Genomic DNA, 14,272 nt, shown 5'->3' on the forward strand with positions numbered 1-14,272 from the left:
ACCTGAGTTTGGTCACCGGCTTGCGGGGCGATGGGGTGTAGGGCGCTGACCTGGGGTGTTGGGTGTTGGTGGGTTGTTTCTGAGGCACTAATTGGTGTCTTACGCTCGGGTTCGTGGCGTGGATTCGGCGGGTGCGGACGGCCTCGGGCGCGACGGCGGTGCAGATCGCCGAGTCCGTCGGTGGGCGGCGGCGGATCATTGCTCATGTGGGCTCGGCGCATACCGAGGCCGAGTTGGGGTTGCTGATCGCGCGGGCCCGCGAGCTTCTTGCCGATCCTGGGCAGGGTGAGCTTGAGCTGGGTGTCGAGCCGGTCGCGCCGAAGGCGGCCTTGGTCGGCCCGGTCGGTGACGCGGCGTTGTTCCAGGTCGAGAATTCATCGGTGCGTGGGCCGGCGGTGGTCGCCGCGCCGCGGGTGGTGTCGACGGCGTCGCGGGTGCTCTACGACGTGCTGGCCGCAGTGTTCACCACTTTGGGATTCGACGCGGTGGGCGACAAGGTCTTTCGGGATCTGGTGATCGCGCGGATCGTGGAACCGACCTCGATCCGCGACACCGGTCGGGTGCTGATCGACCTGGGCCGTAAGCCGTCCAGCGAGAAGACGATGCGCCGCACCCTGATCCGCGCACACGAGGGCGGCTACCGCGATCAGATCGCACGACTGTGCTTCGCCCACGCCACGGGCAGCGGCGATGTCAGCCTCTGCCTGTACGACGTGACCACGTTGTACTTCGAGGCCGACAAGGAAGACGACCTGCGCAAGGTCGGATACTCCAAGGAACGACGTGTGGACCCGCAGATCGTCGTCGGGCTGCTGGTCGACCGATACGGGTTCCCGTTGGAGATCGGCTGCTTCGAGGGCAACAAGGCCGAGACGTTGACGTTGCTGCCGGTCATCCGCCAGTTCCAGGCCCGCCACCACATCGCGGGCATGGTCATCGTCGCCGACGCCGGCATGCTGTCGGCGACCAACCTGCGCGAACTCGACGAGGCCGGCCTCGGCTTCATCGTCGGTTCACGCACCACCAAGGCGCCGATCGACCTGGAGTCCCACTACCGCTGGCACGGGGACTACTTCACCGACGGACAGATCATCGACACGATCACCCCCCGCACCGGCGCCAACCGGGACAACGACCCCGCCCTCAAAGCCGAGCCGGTGTGGAACCCAGGAACACACCCGTCGGCGTGGCGGGCGGTGTGGTCCTACTCGGCCACCCGCGCCGTCCGGGACAACAAGACCCTCAACGCCCAAGAGGCAAAAGCACGGGCCGTCATCGCCGGGGAGAAGACGACCAGGACCCCGAGATTCGTCACCATCAACGGCACCGCCCGCACCCTCGACGAAGCGTCGCTGGCCAGGGCACGCAAACTCGTCGGACTCAAGGGCTACGTCACCAACATCACCCACAACGTGATGAGCCCTGCCGAGGTGATCTCCAACTACCACGACCTGTGGCACGTCGAGCAGTCCTTCCGCATGTCCAAGACCGACCTCGCCGCCCGACCCATGTTCCACCACACGAAAGACGCCATCGAGGCACACCTGACCATCGTGTTCACCGCCCTGGCCGTGACCCGCGAAGTGCAGACCCGCACCGGACTCGCGATCCGCAACGTCCTGCGTCAGCTACGCCCGCTACGCTCCGCCACCCTCGCGATCAACAACGCCACGCAGACGTTCCCACCCCAGATCGACCCCGAACGACAAGCCATCATCGACGCACTCACCATGGGCGGACCTCGGGCACTAACGAAATGACCGAACTCAGGTCTGATGTAGTTGAGTTCGTGAGGCCAGGCCGCGGGTGTTCCATCGAACAGCCGGGCGGTCACGAAGTAGTCAACTTCCTGCCCTAGAGAACAAAACTCCTCCCAGAATTCAGGCAGCCCGGAAATCTCGTTCATGCCCTCCCCAAAAAGTCGAGCCGAATACGTCATGAGATGCGCCGCATAGGGTGAGCTAGGACTGTGAAGTCGTCCGTGACTTCCCGAGAAACGCGGTAACAGTTTCTTGTCGTTGACAGTAAGGAATAATGCAGGGAACTAGGACGGCCGGTACCCTGCTTCGATTGCATCTAGGAGCCGCTTGCCAAAAACCGCGTGCGCCTGGCAGTACTCCTTTACCCGGTCCGCCTTGTAGAATGGCGCCGTATACCCCTCCGGCACCGGATTCCGCTGCGGATCTTGGAAGTGCATCATCAACCTCTCATATTGGTCCTTCGTCTGCCCATATCCGAAGGCATACGAGTCACCGGCAATTTTCCGGCCGCTCGCATCGAACCACGTCTGGTCCTCGCGGTCCGTAATAATCGGATAGCGGGACCGCAGAACTGCCAGCAACTCCGCTATTCCAATGTTAAGCCAGACGGAAACAATAGCATCAATCTCAACCAGTGCCGCACGACGCTCTCGCTCGCCACGAAGAGGGGTATCCCACGTCCACTTGTTTCCAACCTCTTCCAAACGCGGAAGGCCGACCCAAGAAGCAGCCCATCCGTCGTCCACCCAAGCCGGATCGTACAACTCTTCCCACAACTTGGCATATGCATCGCTCAGGCAGTTGAGCCGCAGCACCCGAAGCAGGAGAGCATTCGCAAGTGGATGGCGCGAAGATGCTGCCGGCATGCATGCAACATCCGCCACTCGCAGATGAGACCTTCCGGTAATGCGCAATAGATAGTCCACCGGCAACGATGACCAGAAACCTGCGGTGAGGGCGGTCACCTGATTCGACTCGGCTGCCAAGGTATTGACAGCATCAACATGAGAAGGGCCGGGAGGAATAAGCGCGGCAAACATCGATCGTTCGGTATTAAACGGAATCATCACCCGCCACGCCAGACGGTAATAGTCCGTACACTTGCGACCATTCCAAGTTTCCTGCCCAGAGCGACTAACAGCCTCCGTCTCCGATAATATGTAGTTGGTTCTCGGGATGAAGGAGCTACTCAAGTTCGAGTGCGGCAGGCCGTCCCAGTCACTATTTATTCTACAGGGCACTCGGGGTTGCTTATAAAACGGATTCCCTACACCCAGATGAGGTCCCTGCAGGACTAGTTCAGACGGCGAGGTGGGAATTCTTTGCTCCCAGCGAATTTGATTTACCTTCTTCGCAGTGGTCTCGTTGTATCCCCCACCAATGTGCACACTGCGCACACTAATTCGGTCAGAGAATTCGGCGAGCGCAGTGAGAGCACCACCCTCCTGAGTAGTAATTGGGTACAATAGCTGCGCAAGACCGTCGGACCCAGAGAAATCTCCTCTCACCCTTCGCCATTCCTGCAGAACACCCTCATTAACACTAATAACACGAGCTCGATGCGGACGCAGGTCCCACTTCCCCTCAAACTTCAGACCTGGCACCTCACCCGAGCCATCGTGACTCAACGACTCGACGACGATACGAGCACCGTAAAGTTGGCTAAGATGCAAGAATTGAGGAGATCGAGGAGCACCATATATATGGACACCAAACTCGAGAGTTCGTGCGGCCTCACCAAATGCCCAATTTGCCCCGTTGACAAAGCTGGCATGGAGTCGAAGCCGGCGGTACGCTTCTTTCCGAAGTGCGGCGTCCTTAACGCCGCCGAAATGACTGTCTGGGTGCACTAGCCCTGCGGTGCCAAACACCGCAAGGTGATCCCACACTTGACATACCATGCCGCGGTATAGATCGGGTCGAGTGCCAGCCAAAATGGGGTACGTTGTCGCGCTCGCCAGGTAGAACACTGCACCGGAATTTCCGGACAGCTCAAGCAAAAAATACGAAAGGACGCCCAAGTCCTGAAGCAGTGCCGCCTTGCGCGTTTGCCACAACTCGGTTGACGGTCTCTCGATTAGACAGAACCAGGGGTCGCGTTCCGACAGGACAAGGTCCTCCTTCCAGTCGGGCCGCACCCACGGCGGGTTGCCGACCTGGAGGTCGAAGCCGCCCTTCGCGAACGCCTGCGCGAACGTCAACTCCCAGTGGAAGAAGCCCTGCTGCTCGGCGATCCGCTCGGCGGCGAGCAGCCAGGGGAACCGGTCAGCCAGCATCCACGGCGAGTCCACCCCGATCACGCCGTCGAGCTTCTGCTCAAGCTCGCTCATCTCGGCGAGGCTGTCGAGCTTGCGGCCGTAGAAGCGTTCCGTATTCTCGTCCACGTCGCTGCGTCCGATCAGTGCCTCCGCGAAGGTCAGCCAGTCATCCAGGTTGGTCAGCGGAACCTGCTGACGGAGTTGTTCCGCCACGCTCATCCGCCGGGTACCGGTCGCCTTGGTCGGCAGTGTCGTCTGCACCGGCTCCAAGTTCCCGAAGATGTCCCGCTTCTCATAGACCACCGGCTCCTCGTACTCCGGAACGTCCTTGACGTGCGACACCTGGACGGGCGCGGCCGGGTACGCCGGATCGGAGCCGTCGAGCAGCCCGACCTTGTCGAGCGGCCAGAACCACAGCGCGCACCACACGTCCATCAGCGTCTTGAGCCGCCAGTACGGCGTGCCGGGCGCGGTCAGGTCGTCGAGGATCTTCTCCCGCGCCACCGCCCCGGTCACCGGCGGCAGGTCGTCGGCACCCCAGACCGTGATGTCGCGGCGGATCTCGGCCTCGGAGATGGCGAGCCGCTGCTGCACCAGCCCCCACAGGAACTCGACCCGCCGGGCGAGCGCCTGCAACCGCTTGACCTGCGAGTTCTTCCCCTTGGCGGATGGCACGCGCTTCATCGCCGTACGCCATGCCTTGAGCTTGGCGGTCTCGGCCGGCGCCAGCTCGCGGGCCTCCTTCTCCCCCGCGACCGCGCCCCACCCGTCGGCGGGGAGCAGGAAGTGGTGGATGGTGCCCTCGTCGATCGGCCCGTCCCGGAACGGCTTCTCGGCCGGGGCGGTGGTGAGCCACGACTTGTCGGCGAGCTGCTTCGCCTCGTAGGTCTTGCGTCCGCAGCCGATGAGGGAGTTGCCGCGTTGCAGGTGCAGGCCGAACCAGGGGGCCTGGAGGCCGGCGTGCATGACGTTGAGCCAGAGTGACACCTCGGCCAGCTCGACGGCGGTGCGGTTCAGGTCGACGCCGTAGCAGTTGTGCAGCGCGATGTACGCCTTCACCCGCTGGAGTTCGAGGTGGTAGTCCTCCGGGTCCAGGGTGGTGCCGAGTTCCTTCTGCCGGCGACGCAGGTATTCCGCGGCGACCTGGTTGATCGCCTCGTTGAGGAACGCGCCGGAGCCGAGCGCCGGCTCGCAGATCGTCCAGTCCAGCAGCTCCCGGGCCGGCGTGGTCGTGCCGTCCTGGTCGAGGCGGTACTTCAGGGCGAGCTGGACGGTGACCTCGGTCAGCGACTGCGGGGTGTAGTAGGAGGCGCTGGTCTGCCGGTCCCGGCCGGCGAGCCGGTAGACGAACTCCCCGGCCTCGTAGCAGACCCGGCTGCGGATGCCGGTGTAGGCGTTCTCCTTGTAGACGAAGACGCTGTCGTCGTACTCGTCGGCCTTGGACGCCGGGATCATCCACGAGCCGTCCTTCGGGTCGCCGTTCTTGGCGACCTCGTAGAGCTGCTCGGTGGCGACGAAACCGGTGTACGACATCAGGCCCTCGTAGACCGCGCCGAGCTGGTTGATGCCGAGCTGGGCGTACGAGATGAAGCCGCCGCGGCGCTTCTTGCCGCCCTTGGTGAGCATCAGCCGGCGCAGCACCTCGTAGAGGACCTTGTTGCGCAGCCGGGTGTCGATCTTCGGGCCGTCCGGGTCGTCGGGGTCGCTGCCCGGTTCGGCGATGAGCCGGCCGATCAGCTTGGTCTTCTCCGGCAGGAACAGGTCCGAGCGCATCGGCTCGAACCGCAGGCCCTCGCCCTCGCTGGACTTCTCCTCGACCTGCGCGCCGCCGCGCGGCCGGTGGCCCTCGTTGACCATGCGGAACAGCAGGTCCAGCGACTCGTACAGGTGCAAGCCGCCCTCGGCGGAAGGGGCGAGCCGGCGGGAGACCAGGTCACCGATGCGGGCCAGGCTGTAGCCCTCGGCGTACTGGGGGTCGTTGACCGGGAGCACCCCCAGCTCGGGGCGGGCCTCGGCGTAGAGCAGGAACAGGATCCGGTACAGGTAGCGCAGCGCTTCCCGGCCGAGTTCCTTGGCCAGTTCGTCGAGTTCCATCACCTGCTGCGGCTGGTGGCCGGCCTGCCGGATCCGGTCGAGGACCTCGTTGGCGATGAGTTCGACGGAGACCTTCAGGCCCTCGCGGAGTTCGCTGGACACGCCGACGGCGTGCTGGCGGGAGCCGGCGACCAGATCGGCGAGGGGTTCGGTGCCGCCCTCGGCGGGCGGGCGCAGCGAGTCGGCGCCGAACAGGGCGGCGACGACGTCGTACTCCTTGTCGTCGTTGCGGGCGTGCAGCGTGTCCAGGCTGACGGCCAGGTAGCGGCCCTCGCCCCAGGCGGCCCGGTCGGCGAGGGTGATGACGCCGCCGCTGAGGATGAGTACGTAGCGAGGCTTCGGGCTGTCGGCGGCAAAGAGCCAGGAGGCGAGTTTCGCGCCGGTGGTGATGGTGTCGTTGCTGCCCACGGTGACCGGGTCGAGCAGGCGGCCGGCGTCGTCCGGGTCCTGGGCGGCCTCGGCGTCGACGGCCCAGCCGCAGTCGAGCGCGACGACGCCGTGTCCGGTGCCCAGCTCGGCGTGGGCGACGCGGACCTCGTGGTCGTGGCCGGACCGTTCGACGGTGATGGTCTGCGGCTGCGGCGTGAAGCCGAGCGCCTCCAGCAGCTCCTGGTGCAGCTTGCGCAACCGCTCCGGGTCGAAGAAGTCGACGTCGGTCAGCTCGGTCTTGGCGTCGAAGTAGGGGCGGCGCGCACGCCGCAGGAGGGTGCGCGGCGTGTGGTCACCGGCCTTCTCCCGCTCGGCCCACTGCTTGAGCAGCCCGCCCTTGATGGTGGTGGGCAGGATCTCGGCCAGGTAGTGCGCGGAGAGGTACTCGCCACGGTTGGTCAGCGACTCGAAGCTCATGCGGCGTACTCCGGGGACGGGACGAGGACGGCCAGCACCCGCAGCAGCGGGTCACCGGCGGTTTCCAGGCGGTCGAGCAGATCGTTCTGCTCCTGCACGGTGGCGTCGACGCGCCGGCGGCGTTTCTCCCGGTGCGGCGCGGGCAGCTCGTCGAAGAGGCTGGCCTGCTGGAAGTGGGTCAGCTGCTCGCGGTACTTCTGCAGCGGTTCGGCGTTGGCCTGCGCCCACTCGTCGCGCTTGCCCTCCAGGTGCTGCCGGGCGGCCTCGACGGCCTGCGGCAGGAGCCGGCTGAGCGGTTCGAGCGCGACGCCCTGCGCGCGGTTGACCATCGTCGGGCCGACCCCGGCATCGCGGAGCACCTCGTCCATGGGCCGGATCTCCGGTGTGGCGGGCAGCCCGGAGACGGCCATCCACTGCACCACGGTCGGCTGGCCGAGGCGGTTGGCGTAGACGCCCTGGATCAGGAAGACCGGGGTGCTCACGTCGGCGGTGAGCACCGGGGCCTGCTGGCGGCCGAGCCGGATCAGCACCTTGTCGACCAGCCAGTCGACCATCGGGTGGACGTCGCTGAGGAAGGCGATCTCCGGCCACATCGGGGTCCGGCTCTGCCGGGCCTGGTCCAGCTTGCGCTGGGCGAGCTTCCGGTCGAAGGTGACCTTGAGCCGCAGGTCCTCGCCCTCGCGGTGGGCGCGCAGGTAGGAGCGGGGCAGGTCGGTGAGCCGGTGCACCAGGTCGTCGGGGGCGAGGAAGGTCAGCAGCTCGTCCTCACGGCGCAGGTCGATGTGGTCCTCCGGCCGGTCGTCGTAGATTTCCCGCAGGGCGGTGTCGACGAAGTCGCGGGTGGAGTCGAACAGCTTCGGCACCCGGGCCCGTGCGATGTCGGCGGCGACGGGGGCGGTGCCGACCTCGCCGAACAGGTCGGCCATCACGTCGACCTCGGCGTGCGCGGCCTCGTAGGACTCCTCCACCGACCTGCCGTTGAGCAGGTCGCGCACCAGCCGGTCCTCCTCGGCCTTCGCGTCGTAGAGGCCGGTGGCGGCCTCCACGCTGCCGAGGCTGCGGTGGGCGGTCTCCTCCCGCTTGAGCAGCTTCTCCGAGACGGTCCGGTCGTCCTTGGCGTCCGGGCGGTCGGAGGTGAGGATCAGCGCCCGGAACTGCGGCTGGTGCTTCTGCCCGTACCGGTCGATGCGGCCGTTGCGCTGCTCGATGCGGATCAGGCTCCACGGGATGTCGTAGTGGATCAGGTGGTGGCACTGCTGGTGCAGGTTGACGCCCTCGGAGGCGACGTCACCGGTGAACAGCAGCCGCACCTCGCTGCCGGCCAGCTCGAACTCCTGCAGGATCGTCTGCTCGTCTTTGTCGGCGACGCCGCCGTGCAGCACCCGGACGGCGTTCGGCTTCAGGCCGAGCATGCCGGGGACCACCTCGGCGAGCCACTTGATGGTCGGCACCCGCTCGGAGAAGACGACCGCCCGGACGTCGCTGCCCCTGCCGACGCCGATCGCCTTCAGCTCGTCGACCAGCTTCCGCAGCTTGCTGGAGTCGCGGTCGGTCATCGCCGACGTCAGCTCCGCGAGCCGGTCCAGCGCGGCGCGTTCGGTGCCGGTGGCTTTCTTCCGCCGGTTGGTCACCGTCTCGTGCAGCGCCCGGTGCGAAGAGAGGAACGACTTCAACAGCGTGTACGGGAAGAGCCGATGCTGGCCGGTGATCGCCTCGTCGCTCCACTTGCCGGCCAGCCACACGTCGGTCAGCTCGTCGAAGATCTGCTCCTCGATCTCGCCGGCCTCGCAGTGCACCGCCTGCGACGGGCCGCGGTCGGCCCAGCGGTCGCCGATCTGGTCGCGTACCTCCGGGCTGATCTTCGTGCGGCGCAGGTAGAGGTGGGCGATGTCCTTGGCGTCGTACTGCTTCGGGTTGGCGATGGCCGCCGGGTCGAGCAGCGAGATGAGCTGGGCGAACGACTCCTTGTCGCCGTTGTGCGGGGTGGCGCTGGCCAGCAGCAGCGCGTCGGTCTTCGCGGCGAGCCGGCGGGCCAGTTCGTTGCGCTGGGTGCCCTTGTTGATGAGGTTGTGCGACTCGTCGATGACCACCACGTCCCAGGCGGTGGCGTCGAGGTGGTGGCCGAACTGGCCGGCGTCCTTGAGCGTGTCGACCGAGATGATGGCCCGCTTGAAGTAGGTGAACGGGTTGCGCCCCGCCGGGATCTCCTGCTGGATGCGCTGGATGCCGGTCGAGTCCAGCCGTACCAGGGGAATGGCGAAGCGGGTCCACAGTTCCCGCTGGAACTGCTCCAGGACCTGCTGCGGGGAGACGACGAGGATGCGCTCCCCCCGGCCGCGGCGGATCAGCTCGGCCAGGATCAGCCCGACCTCCAGGGTCTTGCCCAGGCCGACCACGTCGGCGAGCAGGATCCGTGGCCGCAGGCCGGCGAGCGCCAGCTCGACGGGGCGCTGCTGGTAGGTCAGCGGGTCGAGCAGGAACCGGTCGGTCAGGGCCAAACCGCGTTCGGTGCGCGGCAGCGGCGTACGCCGCAGCACGGCCTCCAGGAACAGTCGGCTCTGCCGGAACCGCGACGAGGTGTCGTGGACCAGCACGGTGTCCTCAGGCCGCATCGCCTGGATCTCGTCGAGGGCGGTGAAGAAGGTGGCCTCGACGTCCTGGACGAACTCCGAGACACCCACCGCCTTGATCATGGTGCCGTCGGCGGTGCCGGTCTTCACGCTGCGGACCAGCCACTCCTCGTCGCGCACCTCGATGCGGGAACCGGGGGCGAAGGCAGCGTCCTGGGAGATGGTCATACGACGGGAGCCTTCCTACAGGGTGGCGCGGCGGGCGTACTGGCGGCGGATCTTGTCGACCAGCCATGACACATCGGCCTGCGGTGTCACCGGCGGCGGCTCCGGGTCGACCTGGGTCGGCGGCAGCGTCGGCTCGGGGACTGTCGACTCCTCGACGGCCGGCGTGCCCTCCGGATCCTGCCTCGGGTCCTGCAGGTCTGCCGGGACCAGCAGTTCCGTGTCGTCGGCGTAGGTGAGCGCGGCGACGTCCTGCCGCAGCTGGGCGGCGCTGCGGCCGCTGCTGGCGGTGGCGACCGCGAGCAGCCGCTTGCCCACGTCACCGAGCGCGGGCCGGGCACCCGGGTCGAAGGCGAGCATCGCTCCGAGCAGCGGCGTCAGCTCCGCCGGCACGCCGGACAGGTCCGGCAGGTCGCCGGGTTCGGTGATGCGCAGCAGCAGGTTCCAGGAGTTGGTCGGCGGATAGAGGCCGTGCCCGGTGAGGGCGAAGACCAACGTGGCGGCCAACCCGTAGACGTCCACCGCCGCGGTCAGCTCCCGCTCGCCCTTGACCTGCTCGGGGGCCATGTAGGCGGGGGTGCCGACCATGGCGCCCGGTGCGGTGAGGTAGTCGCTGCGGTCGACCAGCACCGCCAGACCGAAGTCGATGAGTTTCGGGCCGTCCGGGCCGAGGATGATGTTCTGCGGCTTGAGGTCGCGGTGCAGCAGCCTCACCTGATGCACCTTGTCCAGCCCGTCGGCGAGCATCGCGCCGACCATGGCCGCTTCGGCGACCGGCAGTGGCCCGTGGGCGTCGACGTGCTGCCGCAGGGTGGCGCCGGGGACGTACTCGACGGCGAGCCACGCCGGGTCGGCGTACGGGTCGGCGTTCTCGAGGCGGGCCACCCGGGAGCCGTAGACGAGCTTGAGGCTGTCGACTTCGGCGGCGAAACGCTCCCGCACGGTCGGTTCGTCGATGAGGTGTTTCCGGATCACCTTGAGCGCGACGCGGTCGGCCGTCGGTGAGACGGCGAAGTAGACGTCGCCCATGCCGCCCGAGCCGAGCGGCTTGATCAGCTCATAGCCGCTGATCGTGCCCAGCGTCATACGCCCCCCACTCACGATGACACCCACCGAACCGTTGCCCGCCGTGTCGGCCCCACGCCTGACGGACGCATGACCGTACAACGGCAGCCGTTCGCCGAGCTACTGACGTCTGGACGTTCTGCGCTGCTGGCGGGGCCTGTCACCCGGCTGGAGATCGCCTCGTGCCAGCCCGTCCGCGGTGAGTTGCACCAGCTCGGCACCGAGCGTGGCAGCCTGTCGGATTGCCGACTCGAATGCCTTGAGCCGGCGGAAGGCGTCCCCCTGCGCGCGTTGCTCGGGCAACGGCAGTCGACGTACCTGCGCGCGCCGGATGTCGAGCCGCAGCGCTCCCGTCAGGCTTGACGCCTGCCGCTGGTTGGTCGACGTGGCCAGTTGGCCCGCGAGGAACCAGGAATCCAGGACGGCGGGGTCGGGGCGCAGCAGGTAGAGGTTGGCGCCCAGCAACGCCTGCTCGTCGGTGACGACACGCACCACGAGTTGACGGGCGACAATCGGGACGGCGACGTCACCGGGCATGAGTGGGACCGGCGGCACGAGCAGGTCGTCCTCCGGGACGGATGGTGCTGTCCCCTCGACGACGTCACGAGCGGTGAGCACCGCGAACCCCGAGTTGTCTTTCACCTGCCCGGCGGAGGCCGGCCGCGCCGCCGGGCGGAGCGGGCCGATCAGTTGCAGCGCACCGGCGCGGGCCAGCTCGTTCACCGTGAGGATCGGTGCGGGTAACTCATCGGCCGGGCTCGGTGTGACCTGGGGCATCAGCACCGACAGGTCGCTGACGACGGCGGCCAGCCGCTCTCTGGTGCGTACCAGCTGCTCTCCGGTGGCCTCGCCCGCGACGGCGGGTTGCCGGCGCGCGGGGGTGAGGTCGACCTCCTCGTCGAGCAGTTCGATCACCGGGACCGCGCGGGCGAAGCCGGCCTGGTCGGTCTCGGCGTCGGGGGCGGCGGTGAAGGCCCGCCAGGCGGCCAGCACCCGCGCGGACAACTCGGCCGCATCGACACCGGCAGCGTCGACCAGCAGGGCCCGCGCCGGTGGGGGCGCGTCGGGCGCGGGCCGCCGCAGCACCCACAGGTGCAGCGGTACGGCGTGCGGCGCGGCCACCCCCGGCGGAAGCGCGACGACGGCCCGCAGCGCGCCACGACGCAGCAGCTCCGCGCGGATGCGCCGGCCGGCACGACGCCCGGCCACCGTGGGGGGCATCAGCAGTACGGCGTGCCCGCCGGGACGCAGGTGGGCCAGGGTGTGCTGGGCCCAGGCCAGCTCCGGTTCGGTACGCGGGGTGGTGCCGACGATCCAGCGTGGATCGTGCCCGAGTTCCTCGTCGCCCCAATTGGTGGCGCCGAACGGCGGGTGGCAGACGACGGCGTCGACGGTGCGGCCGGCGAAGGCGTCGGCGCGCAGCGAGTCACCGGCGACGACCTCCCCGGGCACCTCGCGCAGGGCCAGCCACAGTCCGGCGAGCCGGGCCAAATCGTCGTCGATCTCCTGCCCGTACGCGCAGGTGCAGCCGGCGCGGACGGCGGCCCGCAGGATCGCGCCGGAGCCGGTGGCGGGGTCGAGGACGGAGCCCCCGCCGACGCCGGCCAGCCCGACCATCAGATCGGCCAGGTCGTCGGGAGTGGCGAAGGGGCGGCCGGGGCCGGGGGCGGAGAAACGCTGCCACAGCTCGTCGAAGGCGCCCTGCGCGCCCAGTTCGTCGGCGAGGGCGTCGACGTCGGGTTGCAGCGGCGCGAGGTGGGGGTCGGGTCGTCGTGGGCGTTGACCGCGTTGGCGGGCCAGCAGCAGGGCGCCGACACCGGCGAGGCCGGCGGCCGGTGAGCCGCTGGCTGCGGCGAGGTGCCGCCAGAGCCGTTCGGCAGTGGCCAGCTCGGGGAGCTTGCCCTGGGCGCGCAGCCACTGCTCGACCTGGATCAGGTCGAACTCCGGGCTCGCCGCAGTGCCGCCGACGGGGGTGGGGAAGTCGGCGTGCCGTTTGCGCCAGTTGCTGACCGCAGCCCGACCGACCCCGGCGAGCCGGGCGATCTCCGCCGCCGTGATGGTCGGTGTCTCCTGCACGCCGAAAGTCTCGCACGGCTGTCAAGCACGGAAACGTCTGTTGACACCGCTCTCGGACGGTGCTCTCATTGACGCCGCAACGGTTCACATCAGGAGGCAACCATGCGTAAGACCACCACCCTCGCTCTGACCGCCACTGCCCTCGTCGCGCTCGGATGCGGCTCCGGCGCCGCTGACACCGGCAGCAGCTCCGGCGAGAAGGCCGGCGGCGGCGACACCAAGGCGAAGGTCGCGAAGGTCGGCCAGCCGGCCCGCGACGGCAAGTTCGAGTTCACCGTCAAGTCGACCAAGTGCGGGGTCGCGAAGGTCGGCACCGACCTGCTCGGTGCGAAGGCCCAGGGCCAGTTCTGCCTGGTCACCGTGAACGTCAAGAACATCGGCAAGGAGTCGCAGATGTTCGACGGCAGCAGCCAGAAGGCGTACGCGGCCGACGGCACCGAGTACTCCGCCGACGGCGGGGCCGCCCTCTACGCCAACAAGAACGCCGAGACGTTCCTCAACGAGATCAACCCCGGCAACCAGGTCACCGGCGTCGTCGTCTTCGACATCCCGAAGAAGGTCACCCTCATCAAGCTCGAACTGCACGACTCGCCGTTCTCCGGCGGCGTCGACGTCGCGCTCGGCTGACCGCTCTCCCGTCCGCTCCCGGGGCGGGCAGGTCGCCCGCCCCGGCTGTTCACACCCCCAACCTGTTCACACCCCGGAGGAGCCTCGCCATGACCGATCCCACCATCCCGTCGCAGGCCGACCAGCCCGCCGCGCCCTCCCCCATCGAGCCCGCCGCCACGGCGACGCCTACGTCGAAGGGCCGAAACGTCAAGGCCTGGGCCGTCGGCGGTGTCGCCCTGATCACCGCCCTGTGCTGCGGCGGCGTCGGGATCGCCGCGCTGTCCGACGACGACAGCGATGCCGCTGCCGGAGGCCGTCCCTCGACGTCGGCCGGTCCCACCTCCGCCGCGCCGACGACGGTCACGCCCACCACGGCCGCCGCCACGACGACGGCTCCCACGCCCACCCTCGCGCTGTACGACGAGCCCACCAGGAAAGACTTCAAGCTCGCCGTGAAGGTGCTGCGCAAGAAGTGCTTCGGCAGCGCCGGCTGCAACATCAGCTACCGGATCGACGTCACCTACACCGGCACCGGGTTGGACCCGGCGAAGACGTACGAGGTCACCTACGAGGTGCGCGGTGGCGAGGACCCGATGGTCAACACGTTCGAGGTCACCGGCGACACCGCCTCCGTTCCCCAGGAGGAGGACGGCGGCACCAGGCGCTCCGGCGACAAGCTGACCGCTGTCGTGACCGACGTCGCCGAGCTCTAGCAACCCGCGCCGCCCGACCCGGCTGGCCGATCCATCCACGCCATCAAGTCGGTAGC

General features: G+C 68.0%; 7 protein-coding genes. 3 read left to right on the forward strand and 4 right to left on the reverse strand.

All coding sequences use genetic code 11. The features are described from left to right. Nucleotides 1-113 precede the first annotated feature (113 nt). Entirely contained in the window at nt 114-1,760 is a 1,647-nt protein-coding gene (locus GA0070560_RS26645; RefSeq protein WP_091297056.1) for an IS1634 family transposase, read from the forward strand. Between the two features lie 284 nt (nt 1,761-2,044). Here the strand turns inward: GA0070560_RS26645 and GA0070560_RS26650 are convergent, their stop codons facing one another. The 4 genes from GA0070560_RS26650 to GA0070560_RS26665 all read right to left on the reverse strand — a co-directional run bounded on the left by GA0070560_RS26650 (nt 2,045) and on the right by GA0070560_RS26665 (nt 12,894). Then, nucleotides 2,045-6,958, reverse strand: a complete 4,914-nt coding sequence (locus GA0070560_RS26650; protein WP_091302701.1) for a DNA methyltransferase family protein — start codon at nt 6,956-6,958, stop codon at nt 2,045-2,047. Continuing rightward, a complete protein-coding gene (locus tag GA0070560_RS26655; RefSeq protein WP_091302703.1) occupies nt 6,955-9,756 on the reverse strand; it encodes an SNF2-related protein in 2,802 nt (933 codons plus the stop codon). The genes GA0070560_RS26650 and GA0070560_RS26655 overlap by 4 nt, the downstream gene beginning before the upstream one ends. 15 nt (nt 9,757-9,771) lie before the next feature. After that, nucleotides 9,772-10,854 (reverse strand): serine/threonine-protein kinase, encoded by a 1,083-nt coding sequence (locus GA0070560_RS26660; RefSeq protein WP_245675739.1) that lies wholly within the window; start codon nt 10,852-10,854, stop codon nt 9,772-9,774. Nucleotides 10,855-10,938: 84 nt separating this feature from the next. After that, nucleotides 10,939-12,894, reverse strand: a complete 1,956-nt coding sequence (locus tag GA0070560_RS26665) for an N-6 DNA methylase (RefSeq protein ID WP_091302707.1) — start codon at nt 12,892-12,894, stop codon at nt 10,939-10,941. A 102-nt stretch (nt 12,895-12,996) separates the two neighbouring features. Here GA0070560_RS26665 and GA0070560_RS26670 point away from each other — a divergent pair, with 102 nt between their 5' ends. Then, a complete protein-coding gene (locus GA0070560_RS26670; protein WP_091302709.1) occupies nt 12,997-13,521 on the forward strand; it encodes a DUF4352 domain-containing protein in 525 nt (174 codons plus the stop codon). Between the two features lie 89 nt (nt 13,522-13,610). Further along, nucleotides 13,611-14,216 (forward strand): hypothetical protein, encoded by a 606-nt coding sequence (locus tag GA0070560_RS26675; protein ID WP_091302710.1) that lies wholly within the window; start codon nt 13,611-13,613, stop codon nt 14,214-14,216. Nucleotides 14,217-14,272 lie beyond the last annotated feature (56 nt).

Origin of the sequence: Micromonospora halophytica (assembly GCF_900090245.1) — a bacterium.
In the GTDB taxonomy this organism is placed as follows: Bacteria; Actinomycetota; Actinomycetes; order Mycobacteriales; family Micromonosporaceae; genus Micromonospora; species Micromonospora halophytica.

What these genes read in the sequence shown, in the direction of transcription:
- GA0070560_RS26650 (WP_091302701.1), bottom strand. Translation starts at nt 6,958, where the DNA reads ATGAGCTTCGAGTCGCTGACCAACCGTGGCGAGTACCTCTCCGCGCAC.
- GA0070560_RS26655 (WP_091302703.1), bottom strand. Translation starts at nt 9,756, where the DNA reads ATGACCATCTCCCAGGACGCTGCCTTCGCCCCCGGTTCCCGCATCGAG.
- GA0070560_RS26670 (WP_091302709.1), top strand. Translation starts at nt 12,997, where the DNA reads ATGCGTAAGACCACCACCCTCGCTCTGACCGCCACTGCCCTCGTCGCG.
- GA0070560_RS26675 (WP_091302710.1), top strand. Translation starts at nt 13,611, where the DNA reads ATGACCGATCCCACCATCCCGTCGCAGGCCGACCAGCCCGCCGCGCCC.